General features: G+C 76.2%; 15 protein-coding genes. 9 read left to right on the top strand and 6 right to left on the bottom strand.

The features are described from left to right. Window positions 1–4: 4 nt before the first annotated feature. The 4 genes from ACFVFS_RS16985 to ACFVFS_RS16970 all read right to left on the bottom strand — a co-directional run bounded on the left by ACFVFS_RS16985 (window position 5) and on the right by ACFVFS_RS16970 (window position 3,416). Complete coding sequence (locus ACFVFS_RS16985; RefSeq protein WP_380624799.1) at window positions 5–751, bottom strand: DUF2470 domain-containing protein; 747 nt, start codon at window positions 749–751, stop codon at window positions 5–7. A 147-nt stretch (window positions 752–898) separates the two neighbouring features. Beyond that, the gene (locus ACFVFS_RS16980; RefSeq protein ID WP_380624797.1) at window positions 899–1,306 is read right to left on the bottom strand and encodes a RidA family protein; all 408 of its coding nucleotides are present in this window, start codon (window positions 1,304–1,306) and stop codon (window positions 899–901) included. Between the two features lie 86 nt (window positions 1,307–1,392). Then, window positions 1,393–2,145, bottom strand: coding sequence for an IclR family transcriptional regulator (locus ACFVFS_RS16975; RefSeq protein WP_380624795.1), 753 nt, complete (start codon window positions 2,143–2,145; stop codon window positions 1,393–1,395). Continuing rightward, window positions 2,142–3,416 (bottom strand): sugar kinase, encoded by a 1,275-nt coding sequence (locus ACFVFS_RS16970; protein ID WP_380624793.1) that lies wholly within the window; start codon window positions 3,414–3,416, stop codon window positions 2,142–2,144. Before ACFVFS_RS16970 ends, ACFVFS_RS16975 begins: the two co-directional genes overlap by 4 nt. Before the next feature lie 180 nt (window positions 3,417–3,596). Here ACFVFS_RS16970 and ACFVFS_RS16965 point away from each other — a divergent pair, with 180 nt between their 5' ends. The 5 genes from ACFVFS_RS16965 (at window position 3,597) to ACFVFS_RS16945 (ending at window position 10,535) form a co-directional block, all read left to right on the top strand. Continuing rightward, a complete protein-coding gene (locus ACFVFS_RS16965) occupies window positions 3,597–4,904 on the top strand; it encodes an amino acid deaminase (RefSeq protein ID WP_380624791.1) in 1,308 nt (435 codons plus the stop codon). Next, the gene (locus tag ACFVFS_RS16960; protein ID WP_380624789.1) at window positions 4,904–6,565 is read left to right on the top strand and encodes an amidohydrolase family protein; all 1,662 of its coding nucleotides are present in this window, start codon (window positions 4,904–4,906) and stop codon (window positions 6,563–6,565) included. The genes ACFVFS_RS16965 and ACFVFS_RS16960 overlap by 1 nt, the downstream gene beginning before the upstream one ends. A 163-nt stretch (window positions 6,566–6,728) precedes the next feature. Beyond that, complete coding sequence (locus ACFVFS_RS16955; RefSeq protein WP_380624787.1) at window positions 6,729–7,385, top strand: bifunctional 4-hydroxy-2-oxoglutarate aldolase/2-dehydro-3-deoxy-phosphogluconate aldolase; 657 nt, start codon at window positions 6,729–6,731, stop codon at window positions 7,383–7,385. Between the two features lie 305 nt (window positions 7,386–7,690). Beyond that, window positions 7,691–9,289, top strand: coding sequence for an alpha-amylase family glycosyl hydrolase (locus tag ACFVFS_RS16950; protein WP_380624785.1), 1,599 nt, complete (start codon window positions 7,691–7,693; stop codon window positions 9,287–9,289). A gap of 163 nt (window positions 9,290–9,452) precedes the next feature. Then, the gene (locus ACFVFS_RS16945; RefSeq protein ID WP_380624783.1) at window positions 9,453–10,535 is read left to right on the top strand and encodes a hypothetical protein; all 1,083 of its coding nucleotides are present in this window, start codon (window positions 9,453–9,455) and stop codon (window positions 10,533–10,535) included. A gap of 226 nt (window positions 10,536–10,761) precedes the next feature. Here ACFVFS_RS16945 and ACFVFS_RS16940 read toward each other — a convergent pair whose 3' ends face one another. Next, a complete protein-coding gene (locus tag ACFVFS_RS16940) occupies window positions 10,762–11,487 on the bottom strand; it encodes a (2Fe-2S)-binding protein (protein ID WP_380624781.1) in 726 nt (241 codons plus the stop codon). Window positions 11,488–11,702: 215 nt separating this feature from the next. Here ACFVFS_RS16940 and ACFVFS_RS16935 point away from each other — a divergent pair, with 215 nt between their 5' ends. The 3 genes from ACFVFS_RS16935 to ACFVFS_RS16925 all read left to right on the top strand — a co-directional run bounded on the left by ACFVFS_RS16935 (window position 11,703) and on the right by ACFVFS_RS16925 (window position 14,361). Continuing rightward, on the top strand, window positions 11,703–13,034 hold the full coding sequence (locus tag ACFVFS_RS16935; RefSeq protein WP_380624779.1) for a histidine kinase: 1,332 nt from the start codon (window positions 11,703–11,705) through the stop codon (window positions 13,032–13,034). 116 nt (window positions 13,035–13,150) lie between these two features. Further along, the gene (locus ACFVFS_RS16930) at window positions 13,151–13,639 is read left to right on the top strand and encodes a hypothetical protein (RefSeq protein ID WP_380624777.1); all 489 of its coding nucleotides are present in this window, start codon (window positions 13,151–13,153) and stop codon (window positions 13,637–13,639) included. A gap of 38 nt (window positions 13,640–13,677) precedes the next feature. After that, window positions 13,678–14,361 carry a response regulator gene (locus ACFVFS_RS16925; protein ID WP_376090468.1) on the top strand — a complete coding sequence of 228 codons (684 nt, stop codon included), beginning with the start codon at window positions 13,678–13,680 and terminating at the stop codon, window positions 14,359–14,361. A gap of 269 nt (window positions 14,362–14,630) precedes the next feature. On the opposite strand, the gene polX is transcribed toward ACFVFS_RS16925, so the two are convergent. Continuing rightward, complete coding sequence (polX, locus tag ACFVFS_RS16920) at window positions 14,631–16,361, bottom strand: DNA polymerase/3'-5' exonuclease PolX (RefSeq protein WP_380624775.1); 1,731 nt, start codon at window positions 16,359–16,361, stop codon at window positions 14,631–14,633. Window positions 16,362–16,704: 343 nt separating this feature from the next. Here polX and ACFVFS_RS16915 point away from each other — a divergent pair, with 343 nt between their 5' ends. Then, entirely contained in the window at window positions 16,705–17,649 is a 945-nt protein-coding gene (locus ACFVFS_RS16915; protein WP_380624773.1) for a hypothetical protein, read from the top strand. Window positions 17,650–17,824: the final 175 nt, after the last annotated feature.

Genomic DNA, 17,824 nt, shown 5'->3' with positions numbered 1-17,824 from the left:
TGCCTCAGTGGCGGCGGGCGGGCAGCACCTGCTCGGCGGCGGCCACGAGTTGGTGCACCCGGTGGCCGAACTCGTCGGCGTCGCGGGCCGGTTCGGGGAAGACCAGGCGGACGTCGCGGTGTCCGTGCGGGTGGTCCAGCCGGAGCACCAGGCCGTACCGGTCCAGCGCGAGCGGGCGGACGGCGGGGTGGGCGGCGAGCAGGTCGGGGTCGATCAGGCGGGTGAGCACGGCGAGCGCGTCGGGGTGGCCGTCGGCCAGGTGGGTGAGCAGGCCGGCCTCGTAGCGGGCCAGCGGGTCGGGTGAGGCGGCCGCGAGGTCGGCGCCGGTGATCGCGGTGGTGCCGTACGGGGTGGAGATCACCGCGTGGGCGACGTCCAGGCGGAGGTGGACGCTGAGGCCGTCGTCGGCGAGGTGGGCGAGGTGGAGCCGGCCGGCCAGGGTGAGGCGGCCGCGGACCCGGTCGCGGACGGCGACCGGGGCGATGTCGGTGAGGTCGAGCACGACGGCGAGGCCGTCCTGCTCGCGGGCGGCGGCGACGGTCAGCGGGGCGTCGAGCGGGGCGCGCAGCCGCAGCCGGGAGCCGTGCACCGAGACGGGGGTGGTGAGCTCGTGGTGCTCGCCGCAGGCCCGCAGGACCACCGAGGAGGCGGCGGTGAGCAGGCCGGCGATCCGCTCGGCGGCGCTCGGCTCGGGGATCTCGGGGATCTCGGGGATCTCGGCGGTCTCGGCGTCGAGGGGGTGCGGGCTCATGGGTTCGGGACCTCCGGCTGGCTGCCTGCCTGTTAGTTAGGTGAGCCTAACCTAACGACCCGGAGGGGGGAGGGCAAGGCGCCGGAGCGGGCGGATGCGCGAAGGGCCCGGACGCGGGGTCCGGGCCCTTCGGTCGCACGGGCGGGATCAGGCGACGACGGCCTGGGCGTCGATCTCCACCAGCATCGGCTCCTGCGGCAGCTCGGCGAAGATCGTGGTGCGGCACGGCTTCACGCCGCCCGGCTTGATGTTCTCGTCGATGAACTCGGCGTAGACCTCGTTCATCAGCGGGAAGTCGGCCCGCTTGGTGAGGTACACCCGGAACATCACCACGTCCTCGATGGTGGCGCCGCCGGCCTCGACGATCGCCTTGACGTTCTCCAGCGTGCGGCGGGTCTGCGCCTTCACGTCGCCGTGGTACAGGTACTCGCCGGTGGCCGGGTCCTGCGGGCCCTGGCCGGAGACCTGGAGGATCGGGCCCTTGCGGACGCCCTGGGAGAACATCCAGGCCGGGGCGGGGGCGCCGTCGGTGCGGATCTCGGTCTTGTCGCTCATGCGGGTGTGTTCGCTTCCTCGGTGGGGTGCGGTCGGGACGGGGGTGGTGCGGGGGATCGGGACGGTTCGTGGGGCCAGAGGCGGGATCAGGGGTGGTTCGGGGTCTGGCCGCAGTCGGCGGAGATCGCCCGGGTGGTGGCGAGCAGCTGCGGCAGCAGCTCCAGCACCTGCTCGTACGGGAGCACGACGTCCGGGACGGAGATCGAGGCGGCGGCGACCACCCGGCCGCTGGCGTCCCGGATCGGGGCGGCGACGCAGTTGATGAAGGACTCGTGCTCGGCGTGGTCCTGCGCCCAGCCCTGGACGGCGACCTTCTCCAGCTCCGCGAGCAGCGCCTCGGGCGTGGCCAGGGTGCGGGGGGTGTGCGGGACGAAGTCGATCCCGGCGACCACCCGGCGCCGCTCCGGCGCGGGCAGGTCGGCGAGCAGCACCTTGGAGACGGCGGCGCTGTGCAGGGCGGCGCGCAGGCCGATCCGCGAGTACATCCGCACCGGGTGGCGGGAGTCGTACTTGTCGATGTAGACCACCTCGCCGCCCTCGTACGCGGCCAGGTGCACGGTCTGGCCGGTGGCGGCGTTCAGCTCGGCGAGGTGCGGGGCGGCGATCCGGCGCACCCCGCGCTGTTCCAGGGCCAGGCCGGAGAGGGCGAACAGCCCGGCGCCCAGGTGGTAGCGGTAACCGGCGTCCCGGTAGACGAATCGTTCCTCTTCGAGGGACTGGAGCAGTCGCAGCACGGTCGTCTTGTGCACGCCGAGCACCTCGGCCAGCTGGTCCAGGGAGCGCTCGCCCTCGCCGAGCTCGGCGAGGATGCGCAGGGCGCGGGTGACGGTCTGGCTCATGGTGCTCCAAGGGCCGGGGCGGCGGCCGGTCGAGGGTCGGCGGCACCGCCCCCGGGGGCGGCGGTCTCCGTGGTGTGCGCGGGGGCGCCCGGTGCGGACAGGACAGGAGACACGATGCCATCCGCCGAGACCCGGGTGGCCGCCCAGTCCTCCGGAGCGGCGTCGAGCAGGGCGGCGACCACCTCGGCGGGCGGCAGCTCGGCCTGGTCGCCGTGCGCGGTCAGCGCGCAGGCGGCGCTCAGGTGGCCCAGCCGCAGACGGCGCCGCTGGTCGAGGCCGCGGACGGTGCCGGCCAGGTAGCCGGCCGCGAAGGCGTCCCCCGCACCGGTGGCCTCGACCACCTCGACGGCCAGCGCCGGTTCCCAGACGGCGGTGCCGTCGCGCTCGACCGCGGTGACGACGCGGGCGGCGTCCTTGACCACCAGGGTGGCGGGGGAGGGGAAGCGGCGGCGCAGCGCGTGCGGGTCGCCGGTGCCGAAGGCGGTCTCGGCCTCGTCGGCGCCGAGCAGCAGCAGATCGGCGGCGTCCAGCAGCGGCGGCAGCACCGAGGGGTCGCGCTCGCGCCAGAGCGCGGGGCGCCAGTTGAGGTCGAAGCTGACCAGCCGGCCGGGGCGGCGGTCGGCGAGCAGGGCGCGGGTCAGCGCGAGGCAGTCGTCGGAGAGGGCGGCGGTGATGCCGGACAGGTGCAGCAGCCTGGCCCCGGCCAGCAGCCGGGCGGCGGCCGGGTCGGCCAGCAGGGCGGGGGAGAGCGCGGCGGCGGCCGAGCCTCGCCGGTGGTAGTGCAGCCGGCTGCGGCCCGGGCCGAGGTCGTGGCGCTCGCCGGTGGTGCCGCCGACCTCCTTGAGGTAGACGCCGGTCGGGCGGTGCGGGTCGACGGCGACCGCGGAGACGTCCACGCCCCGGGCGGTCAGCTCGCCGAGCAGGCGGCGGCCGAAGCCGTCGTCGCCGACCCGGCTGATCCAGGCGCTGGGCACGCCCAGGGCGGAAAGGGCGCCGGCCACGTTGGACTCGGCGCCGCCGACCGAGAGGCTGAAGTTCTCCACGGACTCCAGCGGTCCCGGCCGGTCCGGGAGGAGGACGGCCATCGACTCGCCCACGCAGACGGCCACCGGGGCCGGGTGCGCCGCGGTGGCGGGCTCCGGGGCGGTGTGCGCGGCGGGGCCGGATTCCGGGGCGTCGACGGCGGATGCCGGGCCGGGGGCGGACGGGGCGGCCGCCGGACGGCCGGGCGGTGGGGTGCCCGGGGTCACGGCGGCGTCCTGGCGTGGCATCTGCTGGGCTCCTCGGGGTGCTGCGGCCCGGCCGGGTGGGGGGTGCTGCGGCGAGCCGGCCTGACCCGCGTGCGGCGGGCGGCTGTCGTTGACCTTCGTCCGGCGCCGATGCTAGAACCGTGTTGCCAGCATGTGCAACCCTCATTGCGCATGTTGCAACATGGCAGATGGAGGAAGACGGTGGACCAGACCTTCGCAAGCAGCGGCACCGGCCCCGGCCTCGACACCCGAGCGGTGGCGGCGCTGGCCGAGGAGGTGCTCGACTGGCGGTTCAAAGCGCTGCCACCGGCCGCCGCGGGGCTGACCGTCCGCCAGTACCTGGCCACCGGCCCCGGCCTCGCCGACCTCGGCACCCCGCTGCTCACCCTCGACGCGGGCGCGCTCGACCACAACCTGCGGACCATGGCCCGCTGGTGCGCCGACGCCGGCGTGGCGCTCGCCCCGCACGGCAAGACCACCATGGCGCCCGCGCTCTGGCAGGCGCAGCTGGCCGCCGGCAGCCACGGCATCACCCTCGCCAACCTGCCGCAGCTGCGGGTCGCCCGGGCCTTCGGCGTGCGGCGGCTGCTGCTCGCCAACTCCCTGCTCGACCCGGCCGGCCTGCGCTGGCTGGCGGGCGAGCTGGCCGCCGACCCGGACTTCGCCTTCGCCTGCTGGGTGGACTCCGTCGAGAGCGTCCGGCTGATGGACGAGGCGCTGCGCGCCGCCGGGGCCGAGCGCCCGGTCGAGGTGCTGGTCGAACTCGGCGGCCCGGGCGGGCGCACCGGTGCACGCGGCGTCGACGCGGCGGTGGAGATCGCCGCCGCCGTCGGGAGCGCGCCGACCCTCCGGCTGGCCGGCATCGGCGGCTACGAGGGCGCGCTGGCGCACGACGCGAGCGAGGGCGGCCTCGCCGCCGTGCGCGGCTACCTGCGGTCGCTGGCCGAACTGCACGGGCGACTGGCCGGCCGCTACGCGGACGGGGCCGCGCCGGTGGTGACGGCCGGCGGCAGCGCCTACTTCGACCTGGTGGCCGAGGAGCTGGCCGCGCTGCCGGAGGCCTTCGTGGTGCTGCGCTCGGGCGCGTACATCGCGCACGACGACGGCTTCTACCGGGGGATCTCGCCGCTCGCCCGCGGGGGCGGCGGCGACGGCGGGGCGCTGCGCGCCGCGCTGCACGGCTGGGCCCGGGTGGTCTCCCGGCCGGAGCCGCAGCTGGCCCTGCTGGACGCGGGCAAGCGCGACCTGCCGTTCGACGAGGGCCTGCCGGAGCCGCAGTCCGTGCGCGGCGGCGCGCCGCTGACCGGCACGTCGGCGCGGATCACCGCGCTCAACGACCAGCACGCCTTCCTGCGCGACGCGGGCGACCTCGCCCCGGTCGGCGCCGTGCTGCGGCTCGGGATCTCGCACCCGTGCACCGCCTTCGACAAGTGGGCGCTGATCCCGGTGCTGGACGACGCCTCGGCGGCCGAGCCGAAGGTGACCGGACTGGTCAGGACGTTCTTCTGATGGGCGGCGAACCTGGCGGTGCGGACACCGCCGGACGGGGTGCGGCGCTCCGGGGGACGGTGTTCCGGGGCGCCACCGTCGTCGACGGGACCGGCGCCGGGCGCCACCGGGCGGACGTCCGGATCGCCGACGGGCTGATCGTCGAGGTCACCGGCGCCGGAGCGGCGGGCGGCGCCGCCCGGACGGTGGACGCGGACGGGCTGGTGCTCGCCCCCGGGTTCATCGACATGCACGCCCACTCCGACCTCGCCCTGCTGCGCGAGCCCGAGCACCCGGCCAAGGTCACCCAGGGCGTGACCTGCGAGGTCCTCGGCCAGGACGGCCTCTCCTACGCGCCGGTCGACGACACCACGCTGCCCGCGCTGCGCCGCCAGATCGCCGGCTGGAACGGCGATCCGGACGGCTTCGCCTGGGACTGGCGGACCGTCGGCGGCTACCTGGACCGGCTCGACCGGACCGGCCCCGCCGTCAACGCCTGCTACCTGGTGCCGCACGGCTCGCTGCGGATGCTCGCCATGGGCTGGGACAACCGCGCCCCGAGCGAGGCCGAACTCGACCGGATGCGCGAGCTGTTGGCGCAGGGCCTGGCCGAGGGCGCGGTCGGCATGTCCAGCGGCCTGACGTACACCCCCGGGATGTACGCCGGGACGGAGGAGCTGGTCGAGCTCTGCCGGGTGGTCGCCGGGTACGGCGGCTTCCACGCGCCGCACCAGCGCTCGTACGGTGCGGGCGCGTTGGAGGGGTACGCGGAGATGGTCGAGATCGCCCGGCGGTCCGGCTGCCCGCTCCACCTCACCCACGCCACCATGAACTTCGGCGTCAACGAGGGCCGGGCCGGCGAACTGCTGGACCTGGTCGACCGGGCGCTCGACGAGGGCGTGGACCTCACCCTGGACAGCTACCCCTACCTTCCCGGGTCCACCACCCTGGCGGCGCTGCTGCCGAGTTGGGCGACCGAGGGCGGCCCGCAGGCCACCCTGGCCAGGCTCGGCGACCCGGCGGCGCGCGAGCGGATCCGCTACGAGGTGGAGGAGAAGGGCAGCGACGGCTGCCACGGCGTGGTCACCGACTGGGCCACCATCCAGCTCTCCGGCGTCGGCGCCCCCGAACTCGCCGACACGGTCGGCCGGACCGTCGCCGAACTCGCCGCCGACCAGGGCCGCAGCGGCACCGAGGTCTTCCTCGACCTGCTGCTCCGGGACGGGCTGGCCACCACCATCCTCCAGCACGTCGGCCACGAGGAGAACGTCCGGGCGATCATGCGCCACCGCGCGCACACGGTCGGCAGCGACGGGCTGCTGGTCGGCGCCCGGCCGCACCCGCGCGCCTGGGGCACCTTCCCGCGCTACCTGGCCCGCTACGTGCGGGAGTCGGGTGTCCTGACGCTGGAGGAGGCCGTCGCCCGGATGACCGGCCGGCCGGCCGCCCGGCTGCGGCTGCACCGGCGCGGGCGGATCGCCACCGGGTACCACGCCGACCTGGTCCTGTTCGACCCCGAGCGGGTCCGGGACACCGCCACCTTCGAGCAGCCCCGACGGCCGGCCGCGGGCATCGAGCAGGTGTACGTGAACGGCACCGCCGTCGTGGACGGGGGCCGTGCCACGGGTGCGCGCCCCGGCCGGGCGCTGCGCCGGACCGGGCGGGGGGCGGAGGCCCGATGAGGTCCGAGCGTGGCGGCGTGACCGTGGTGTGCGGCAGCCCGTGTGCGACACCCCCTGAAGCAGAGTGCCCTGTGAATCCGAGCGATTGGACGCGAACCCCGTGAATGCGAACCCCGAGAGCGCCGAGAAGGCGAGTCCGGCGAGTCCGGCGAGTCCGGCTTCCGTGAACCGGAAGGCCGTCGCCGAGGAGGCCGTGGTGGCGGCGGCGCGGGCCGCGCTCGCCGCCGAGCCGGTGATCGCGGTCGTCCGCGCCCCGCGGATACCGGACGCCGCCGCGCTCTGCGCCGCGCTGGCCGAGGGCGGCATCACCTGGACCGAGTTCACCTTCACCACCCCGGATGTGACGACCCATCTGGCGAAGGCGGCGCAGGCCGGCCACCGGGTGGGCGTCGGCACGGTGCTCACCGCCGAGCAGGCCGAGAGCGGCCTCGCCGCCGGCGCGTCCTTCCTGGTCACCCCCGGTCTGCGGCCCGAGGTGGCGCACGCCGCGCACGCCGCCCGGGTCCCGGTGGTGCTCGGCGCGCTCACCGCGACCGAGGTGGCCCAGGCGGTGGACCTCGGCGCCGCCGCCGTGAAGATCTTCCCGGCCCGGGCCTTCGGCCCCGGCTACTTCAAGGACCTGCGCGGGCCGTACCCGGACGTTCCGCTGGTCGCCTCCGGAGGCGTCAACGCGGGCAACGCGGCGGAGTTCCTGGCCCACGGCGCGCTGGCGGTCTGCGCCGGGACGGACGTGGTGGCGCCGGAGGTGGTCGCGGCCGGGGACTGGGCCGAGGTCACCCGCCGGGCGCGGGCGTTCACCGAGGCCTGCGCGGTTCGGTAGCCGCGGTCACCGGCGGCCGGTCCCGGGTGCGGGCGGGTCGGCCGCCGCCGCCCGGGCCCGGCGGCTCCTGCGGGTCCCGGCGGGTCCCGGCGTAGGTCACTGCGGGTCCCGGCGGCCGGGTGGGAACGGGCGGGAGACAGGGGCGCGGGGGAGCGGAAGGGGCTCGGGAGGGCGCGCGGCACGGCCCGGGGCTGCTTCCGGTAACCGCGTCGCGGGTCACCGGGAGTGGCCTGGCCGGGCTGTTGGGGCGGCCGCGATTCGACGAGAATCGGTAGCCCCCGGCACCCGGCAGGAGGATCCCACCCATGACCTCGACCCGCCCCGGCCCCGCGTGGCTGACCGACGCCGTGCTCTACCAGATCTACCCCCAGACCTTCGCCGACTCCGACGGCGACGGCATCGGCGACTTCGCGGGCATCACCGAGCACCTCGACCACCTCGCCTGGCTGGGCGTGGACACGGTCTGGCTGAACCCGTGCTTCGCCTCGCCGTTCCGCGACGCGGGGTACGACGTCACCGACTACTTCACCCCCGCCCCGCGCTACGGCACCGCCGCGGACCTCGCCGCCCTCGTCGAGGCGGCGCGGCGACGGGGCGTCCGGGTGCTGCTGGACCTGGTGGCCGGCCACACCTCCGACCAGCACCCCTGGTTCCGGGCCTCGGCGCAGGACCCGTCCGACCACCGCTACATCTGGTCCGAGCGGCCGGTGGACGGCTTCGTCGCCTCCCCCGGCGGCCGCTCCGGCTGGTACCGGCCGAACTTCTTCGACTGCCAGCCGGCGCTCAACTTCGGCTACGCGCGGGAGAACCCGGACGAGCCCTGGCGCCAGCCGGTGGACGCCGAGGGCCCGCGCGCCAACCGCGCCGCGCTGCGCGCGATCATGGCCCACTGGCTCGGCCTGGGCGTGGCGGGCTTCCGGGTCGACATGGCGTCCTCGCTGGTCAAGGACGACCCCGGCTTCGTCGAGACCGGCAAGCTCTGGACCGAACTGCGGGACTGGCTCGACCGCGACCACCCGCAGGCCGCCCTGTTCGCCGAGTGGGGCGACCCGGCCGCCGCCGTCACCGCCGGATTCCACGCCGACTTCCTCCTCCAGTTCGGCGGCTCGGACCACGGCCTGCCGCTGCGGTCGCTCTGGAACAACAACGCCGGGACGGTGGAGGAGTACTGGAAGCAGGGCCCGTGCTACTTCGAGGCGGAGGGGCGCGGTACGCCGCAGGTGTTCCTGGACGCCTGGCGTACGGCGGCCGAGCTGACCGAGGGCGCCGGGCACATCGCGCTCCCCACCGCCAACCACGACTTCTCCCGGCTGGCCACCGGTCCGCGCACCGCCGAGCAGCTCGCCCCGGCCTTCGCCCTGCTGTTCACCTGGCCGACCCTGCCGGCGGTCTACTACGGCGACGAGATCGGCATGCGGTACGTGCCGGACCTGCCGGACACCGAGGGCAGCGTGCTCGGCCCGACGTACAACCGGGCCGGCTCGCGCACGCCGATGCAGTGGACGCCCGGCCCGGCCGCTGGCTTCTCGACGGCGCCCGCCGAGCGGCTCTACCTGCCGGTCGACCCGGACCCGCACCGGCCGGACGTCGCCACCCAGCGGGCCGACCCGACCTCGCTGCTGCACACGGTGCGGCGGCTGATCGCCCTGCGCCGGGCGCACCCGGGCCTGGGCGCGCGGGGTGCGGTGGAGGTGCGGCACGCCGGGTACCCGCTGGTGTACACCCGGGCCGGACGCTACCTGGTGGCGGTCAATCCGCGGCGGGAGCCGGCGGTCGTCCCGGCGGACGCGGCGCTCCGCGGGTTCGGCCGGGCCCGGCCGCTGGACGTCCAGGGCGTGCGGATCGACGCCGGGGGCGAGTTGACGGCGGAGGGCTTCTCGTACGGCGTGTTCGAGCTGGGGTGACGCCGCCCGGACAGCGGGCGTGCGACGGGTGTGCGACGGGTGTGAGACCTCGATCACCGGGGGCGGGCTTCGGTCCGCCCCCGAAGTGGTTGTAGACTGCATCCAGATAGTTGCATTTACCACCCATCTCGACGAGGGGTGGCCGGAGGACGGATCGAACCCCATGAGCACACCCAGGACGACCGCCGCCGCAGCTCCCGCCCCGGGGCGCGCGCTCAAGCACTTGGCGGTCCACCTGCTCACCCCGCTGCTGATGTGCCTCGGCATGGCGCTCGCCTACCAGGGCGCCTTCCACCAGCCTGAGCCGCACCACCTGAAGGTCGCCGTCGTAGGCACCACGCCGCAGGCGCGGGAGCTGGCCGGAGCGGTGCAGGGCGCGGCGGGCGACGCGCTGGACGTCGCCACGCTGCCCGATCGCGCCACCGCCGAGCAGCGGCTGCACGACCGGGAGCTGGTCGGCGCGTTCCTGCCGGACCCGGGCCGCCCGGAGCTGCTGGTCGCCAGGGCCAACTCGGACACCTCGGCGATGGCGGCCGAGAAGGTGTTCCAGAAGGTCGCCGGACAGCAGGGCCTGCCGCTGGCCGTCACCGACCTCACCACCCCGAGCGAGGGCGACCCGACCGGCCAGGGCCTGTTCTTCCTGCTGGTCGCGCTCAGCATCGGCTCCTACGGCAGCGTCGCCGTGATCGGCGCGGCCGGCGCGGCGCTGGCCATGCGGATCCGGGTCCTGGTCGGCCTCGGCGTCTCGCTCGTGGTGAGCCTGATCGGGATCGTCACCGCCGGGCCGGTCTTCCACGTGGTGGACCACGACCTGGCCGGGGTCTGGGCGCTCGGCTGGCTGTACGCGGCCGGGGTGATCGGCATCGGCATCGGCCTGCACGGCTTCCTCAGGCGGTGGACCACGCTGGTCATGATGGTGCTGTTCGTGATGCTGAACTTCACCAGCTCGGGCGGTGTCTACCGGCCGGACCTGCAGAACGGGTTCTTCGGCGGGCTGCACTCCTTCTGGACCGGCGCGGGCTTCCTGGAGGGGGCGCGCAGCCTGCTGTACTTCGACGGCGGTGCCGGGTTCGGCGGGCACCTGCTGGTGCTGGCGCTCTGGCTGGCGGCCGCGGGCGTGCTGGTGGCCGGTGCGGCGCTGTACGAACGGCGCGGCCGGGCGGCGGTGGGGGCGGGCCCGGAGGACGGGGAGGGCGGAGAGGCTTCGGCCGAGGAGGAGTTGGAGGAGTCGGCGGTCGCGGCCTGACGGTCGGCCGCCCGGCGGTTCACCGCCGTCGGAAGGCTTCACCGGCTGCCGTGGGCATCGGCGGCCGGTGGGGATCGGAGGCCCGCGACCGGCCCTGGACACGCCGGTCGCGGGCCTCGTCGTCGGTGCGGGCCTCGTCGGCGGTCGCGGCGTCGTCGGGGGCGGGGCGGTGCTGCGGTGTTCGGGCGTTGTGGCGTTGTGGCGTTCGGAGGTTGCGGGGGCCGGTTCAGCGGCGGCCCGGGGCGCGGGTGAAGCAGCAGTCGCCGCAGACCCCCGCCCGCGGGCCGATCCGGTAGTAGAGGCAGCAGCTGGTGCGCCGGAACGCGGTGCTGCCCGGGGCCCCGGTGAGCGTGCCGGTCCCGGCCAGCGGCGGGCGGTCCAGCACCTCGGAGACGAGCGCGCGGGCCGCGCCCTGGGCGGTGTGGGCGTCCAGGACGCGCAGCGCGCCCGCCAGGGCGGAGGCCGCGTTGCCCCGCAGCAGTCCGTCGGAGAGCGGGACCACCGACCGGACCGCCGCCGCCAGGTCGGTCAAGCACCCCTCGGCCACGGTCCGCCGGAAGCGGTCGGCGAGCGGTGCCGGGCCGGTCGTGGCGGGCCCGAGCGGCAGCCACAGGTCGACCGGTCCCTGCTCGGGCACCCGGATCCAGGCCCGGTCCGGGCCCAGGTCGGGCACCTCGCCGAGCAGCACGGCCGCGCCAAGGCCGACCGAGCAGAACCGGGAGGCCAGGCCGAGATGAAGGACGGAGGCCGCGACCCGGGGCTCGGCGGTGCCCAGCCGCCGGGCCACCTCCCGGACCCGGTGCGCCAACGGGCCGTCCGGGCCCGGGGCGTAGAACTCCCGCAGCGGCAGGAAGCCCGGCGGCGGCTCCTGGCCGGGTGCGGTGGCGGAGTCCAGGGCGAAGTACGGGCCGACGGCGGCGAGCCGGCCGTGGTCGGGCGGCGCGTCGTTCATCGGGCCGGTCCTCCTTCTCCGGGCGGACGGCGGGGTCGCCGGGGCCGGTCCGGACGAACGCTACCGGGCGGGGGCCCGAGGCGTCCTGGGAGGGGCGTCCCGGGAGGGGCGGGACGCCGGGGCGGGCCCGATGCGGCGGTGGTCGGCGAGGGCCTTGCCGATCATGTGTCAGCACTCCTCCGCCGCCCCGATCCGCGGACCTTAGGCTCGGAGGCATGCCCGACGAGTCCGCCCCCGAGTCCTCCTCCGCCGCCTCCTCCTCGGCTTCCAGCGCCTCCGCCGTCCTCGGCGCGCGGTTCCGCAGACCGGCGGGGGTGGCGTCGGCGGTGGTCGTCCTGCTGCCCGTCGCGCTGGCGCACCCGGGGCAGCGCGCGGCCGCACTGCTCCTGGCGGTGGCGGCCGCCGCGGCGGTGCTGGCGGCCGCGGTGCCGTGGCCCTGGCGGCGGGTGACGCTCACGGAGGCCGCCGGGGGAGTGGCGGCACTCTCGCTGCTGCTCGACCTCGCCTACCCGGGCCCGTACCGGCTGCCGGCGTTCTGGCTGCCGTTCGAGTGGACGGCGCTGCTGGTGCTGGCGGGGCGGGTGGCCCGGCGCTCCCGGGGCCGGTGGGCCGCGGTGGTCGGCCCGCTGACCGTCCTGGCCGTGGCGGCCGCGCCGCTGCGCTTCACCGTCCGGACACCGAAGGGGGGTTGGACCGGCTCGGCGATCGTCGTGCTGCTCTCGCTGCTGGCGCTGGCGGTGGTCGTCGGCGCCGGCCTCTACCTGCGGGTGCTGGACGCGCGGCGCGAGCGCGCGGTCGCCCGGGCCCGGCGTGAGCAGCGGCTGGAGGTGGCGCGCGGGCTGCACGACTTCGTGGCGCACGAGATCACCGGCATCGTGCTGGAGGCGCAGGCCGGGCAACTGCCGGGCCAGGGGCCGGAGGAGATGGCCGCGCTGTTGCACCGGCTGGAGGAGGCCGGGCTGCGCGCACTGGACTCGATGGACGCCATGGTGGGCGCCTTGCGGGAGCCGCGCGAGGACGGGGCGGACGCGCCGACCGGTGCCGTCGGTGCCGCGGGCGCCACCCGGGTGTACGGGCTGGCCGATCTGCCGGAGCTGGTGGGCCGGTTCAGCCGGACCGGGCCCACCCGGGCCCGGCTGGAGGCGGCGCCGGAGGCCGCGGGCCTGCTCACCGGGGAGGCGGAGGCCGCGGCGTACGCGGCGGTGCTGGAGGCGCTCACCAATGTGCGGCGGCACGCGCCGGGGGCCGCCGAGGCGGTCGTGCGGGTGGAGGTGCGGGCGACCGCCCGGACCGCCCGGGCGTCGGCGCGGGCGTCGGCGCGGGCGGAGCCGCCGGCGGGCGGCGGAGTGGCCGCCGTGGTCGTCTCGGTGAGCGACGACGGCGCGGGCGGATCCGGTGTCAGGGGGCTGCTCCGGCGCCGGCCGGGCAGCGGCGGCACCGGGCTGGTGGCGCTCGCCGAACGGCTCGCCGCGCACGGCGGCACGCTGGAGGCGGGCCCGCTGCGCCCGGCGGGTTGGCGGACCGGCTGTGAACTGCCCGTCCGGTAGGCCGATCGGCAGGGGCAGGGGCAGGGGCAGGGGCGGGGGCGGGGGCGGAAATCGCCCGCCGAAGATCTGCCGATCGGCAGATGGCGGCGGTGCGCCGGGAGGCGATGCTCGTAGCCGTGACCGAGACGCCCGTCGAAGGGGGAGCCGCCATGGCCGCCGTACCCGCTGTTCCGAACCTCCGCAACGAGCCCGCCCCGACGGCCCGGAGGCGGTTCGCCGGCCGGGTGCCCGCCGCGGGCGCCGCCGCGGCCGCTGCCCTCCTGCTGGCCGCTGTCACCGGCTGTGCCAAGGCGGCGGACGCGAAGCCCGAGTCGACGGTCTTCGGCTACCGCGGCAGCACGCTGAACGTCGTGGCGCGGCACCACGTCCCGGCCGACCTCGTGGCGGCGGACCGTCAGGACGTCAAGGTGACCCGCTGGTTCAAGGCGGACGGGATCGGCAGGGAGCGGACCGGCTGGACGCTGGAGGGGGACACCCTCACCCTGGAGGCGAGCTGCTCCGGCTTCGCCAACTGCGACGCGCGGTTCCGGGTCGAGGTGCCGACGCACATGGCCGTGCAGCGCGACGGCCGGGCGACCGACCTCAAGGGAACCGGGGCGGCCTGAGTCCGGCCGCCGCGGGGTGTCGTGCGAGACTGCCGTGCGTGACGAGTCCGAACCCGGAGCCCATTCGCACCCTGATCGCCGACGACCAGGAGGCCGTGCGCCGGAGCGTGCGGCGGATCCTGGACGCCCAGCCCGACATCACCGTGGTCGGCGAGGCGGCGGACGGGGTCGCCGCGCTCGAACTCGCGGCGGAACTGCGCCCGGACGTCGCGCTGGTGGACATCCGGATGCCCCGGATGGACGGGCTGGAGCTGACCAGGCGGCTGGCCGCTCCGGGGGCGGCGACGCCGGTCCGGGTGGTCGTGCTGACCACCTTCGACCTCGACGAGTACGTCTATCCGGCGCTGCGGCACGGGGCTTCGGGCTTCCTGCTGAAGCGGTCCGGGCCGGCGCTGCTGGCCGAGGCGGTCCGGGCGGCGGCGGGCGGGGAGAGCCTGATCAGCCCGTCGGTCACCGTGCGGCTGCTGCAGCACGTGACCGCGCCCCGGCGGGTGGACCGCCGCTCCGCCCCGGCCGCGCCGCTGACCGAACGCGAGGTGGAGATCGCCGGCCAGGTCGCGGCCGGGCGGACCAACGCGGACATCGCCGCCGAGCTGTTCATCTCCCCCGGCACGGTGAAGACCCATGTGGCGAGCATCCAGCGCAAGCTCGGCGTGCAGAACCGCGTCGGCATCGCGGTGCATGCCTGGGAGATGGGGTACGCGGTGCCGCCCGTGCGGTGACGCGGGCCGTACGGCGTGCGGAACCTGCGAGGTGGAGGTGGCCTCCGGATTGTGAGTCCTCCGGCCTAATGGTTCGATCGTCGACCGAGGTACCAGCGGCAGACCTTAGATCCGTCTCGATCTGTCGCCACTGCCTCCTGCGGTCGAACTTCCTCTGCGACCCCGCAGGTCCACCACCATCATGCGCCCGGCGCGGCGGATGCACCAGAGGGTTTCAGGAAAATATCCAACAAATCCACTGAATTCGGACAGTTGCCGTCCCGGGCGGCTCAGTCGCGCAGCGCGTCCTTGCGCAGGAACCGCTTCAGACGCTGCCACGGCCAGGTGTTGATCACGTCCTCGGCGGTCAGCCAGGCGCGCTGCGCGGTGCCGATCCCGTACCGGGGGTAGGCCAGGTGCGGGGTCGCGTGCGCGTCGCTGTCGATCGAGAACCTCACGCCGTGGCGCTTGGCCCGCAGCACGTCCTCGTCCCGCAGGTCGAGGCGCTGGGGCGAGCTGTTGATCTCGATCGCGGTGCCGGTCCGGGCGGCGGCCGCGAAGACGGCGTCCAGGTCGACGTCGATCGGTCCGCGCCGGCCGATCCGCCGGGTGGTGAGGTGACCGATGACGTGGACGTGCGGGTTCTCGCAGGCCCGGATCAGCCGGCGGGTCTGGGCGTCCCGGTCCGCGCCGAAGTGCGAGTGGACGGACGCCACGCAGACGTCGAACCCGGCCAGGAACTCGGCCGACCAGTCCACGGTGCCGTCCGGCCCGATGTTCAGCTCGGTGCCGTGCAGCAGCCGCATCCGGCGGTGGCGCCCGGCCAGTTCGCGCAGCCGCTCGCGCTGGGCGAGCATCTTCTCGTCGGTCATCCGCTGCATCACCAGGTCGGGGGCGTGGTCGGTGACCGCGAAGTACGCGTAGCCGCGGGCGGCCGCGGTGTCGATCATCTCCTCCAGGGTGGCCAGCCCGTCGGTCAGGTCGGTGTGGGTGTGCAGGTCGCCGCGGAGGTCCGCCTCGGTCACCAGCTCCGGCAGCTCGCCGCGCAGCGCGGCCTCGATCTCCCCCCGGTCCTCGCGCAGCGGCGGCGCGATCCACGGCAGGCCGAGCGCCGCGTACACCTCGTCCTCGCTCGCCGAGACGATCTTCTCGCCGCCCTCGGCCTCGAACAGCCCGTACTCGGAGAGCTTCAGCCCGGCCCGGACCGCCATCGTCCGGAGCCTGATGTTGTGCGCCTTGGAGCCGGTGAAGTAGACCAGCGCCGCGCCCCAGTCCTCCTCGGGGACCACCCGCAGGTCCACCTGGACGCCCTCCGTGGTGCGCACCGAGGTCTTGGTCGGCCCGGTGCCGATCACCTCGGCCACGAAGGGGAGCCCGGTGAGCGCGGCCATCAGCGGGGCCGAGTCCTCGGCGGTGGCCAGCACGTCGATGTCGCCGACCGTCTCGCGCATCCGGCGCAGCGAGCCCGCGTACGCGCACCGGGTGCAGCCCGGGACGGCGCTCAGCGCCGCGACGAGCTGGTCGGCCAGCGCGGTGGCGGCGTCCAGCAGGGTCCGGCCGCCGGACTGCCGCATCAGCTCGATGCCGTGCAGGATCTTCTCGCCGCTGCGCTCGCCCAGGCCCGGGACCTCGCTCAGCCGGTCGGCCCGGATCGCCTCGGCGAGCTCGTCGACGGAGGCGATGCCGAGGTCGCGGTAGAGGGCGAGGGCGCGCTTCGGACCGACGCCGGGTACGGACACCATGGCGCGGACCCCGGCCGGGATCGCGGCCCGGAGCGTCTCCAGCGCCTCGATCCGTCCGTCGGCGAGGTACTCGGCGATCTTCTCGGCGGTGGACTTCCCGACGCCGGGGATCTGCTGGAGGCCCTTGGCATCTAGGCCGTCGATGTCCTCGGGATGGCCGCCGACCGCCCGGGCGGCCTTCTCGTAGGCGCGGGCACGGAAGGCGTCGCCACCGGTGATCGAGATCAGGTCGGCGTACTCCTGGAGCAGCTCCCTGACCTTGTCGTTGAGCCGGGCCATGGGGCCAGTCTAGGGTCGCGGCCCGGGTCCGGCCCGGGCGTCGGGGGCGGGACGGCGGCCGCGCGGGAGGAGGGGAGGGGTGCCGGGCAGGCCGGGTGCGAGGTGGGTGCAGGGTGGGTGTGGGGGGCGCACGGCGGGCGCCGCGCGCCGGTGCGGTGCTCCCGCCGGTCGACGGGTGGTGGCCCCGCTGGTCGGAGGGGTGGCAGTGCCTCCCGGGGCCCGAGGGCCGGATTGTCACCCGGGCGGCGGGGGCGCAGGCTTGGCGCAGGGCCGGGGAAAGCGGCCCGCACCGGGCCGTCGTGGAGGCGGCGGGTCCGGTTCGCGCGGGACGAGGGGCAGGACGATGGCAGGCGGGAAGCTCTGGGGCTACGTCGCGTCGGGGGCCCGGGCGCTGGGCGGGCTCGGCCCGCTCGGACGGTCCGGGGCGTCGGCGGGCGCGCGGCTGGTCAAGGGCGTCGGCGGGGGCGGGCGGCAGGAACCGGGCGGGCGCGCGGGGGTGCTCGGCGGCGGGGCCGGAGCGGCGGGCGCCCGTCGGCAGGGGCGGGCCGGGGCCGGCGGCATGGCCGGGCCGCAGCCGTTGTCACGGCCGGAGCTGGAGCGGCTGCGCTGGACGGACCGGGCCGGCGGCTGCGTGCCGGACGCGCGGCACGTGCAGCCGGCCGAGCTGGTGGCGCGGGTGCTGCGGGGCGGTGGCCGGGCGTCGGCGGTGACCGTGCGGGTGCCGGTGGGGCTGCCGGTGGTGGTCGCGGACTCGGTGCGACTGGAGGCTGCGCTGGCCGCGCTGGTGGACCACGCGATCCGGCGCAGTCCGTCGGGCGCCCGGGTGCTGGTCCGGGCCGATCCGCTGCCGGGGCCGGACGGACGGTTCGGCGGTCGGGGCGGCGGACGGTTCGGCGGTCGGGGCGGCGGACGGTTCGGCGGTCGGGGCGGTGCGGGCGGGTGGGACGGCGCGGGCGGGGCGGACCTCGCCGATGTCTTCGGCGGGCCGGAGCCCTGGGCGGTGGAGCCGGCCCGGGTCGAGCTCCGGGTGGTGGACCGGGGTGCGTCGGAGCAGCCGGAGGCGCGGCAGTGGCTGCTCGGCGGGGTGGCCGGCGCCGCGGTGTCCGGTGCCGGGACGGGCGACGCCGGGACGGGCGGGTCGGAGGGCGGAAGCGGAGGCGGCGGGGGCGGACGGGTCGGGCCGTCGCTGTCGGGTCTGGTGCGGGCGGCCGGGGGCCGGCTGTCGGTGGAGCAGACGCCGGGCGGCGGGCTCACGGTGGTGGTGGCGCTGACCGTCGCGCGGGACTGACGGGGGCGCCCGGCGGGGCCCGGCGCAGCCCGGGTGCGGCGCCGGGCCGCTCCGCCGGGGTGCTCCGCCCGGGTGCTCCGCCCGGGTGCTCCGCCCGGGTGCGGGAGAGCCGGGCCTGTTCGAATCCGCAAAGAGTTCTTCGCAAAAACCCTTTGCGAAGAGTTCTTTGCGGTTC

Source organism: Kitasatospora sp. NPDC057692 (assembly GCF_042799475.1).
In the GTDB taxonomy this organism is placed as follows: domain Bacteria; phylum Actinomycetota; class Actinomycetes; order Streptomycetales; family Streptomycetaceae; genus Kitasatospora.
Note: the sequence above shows the minus strand (reverse complement) of the source record. Positions and strands in the feature narration are given on the sequence as shown.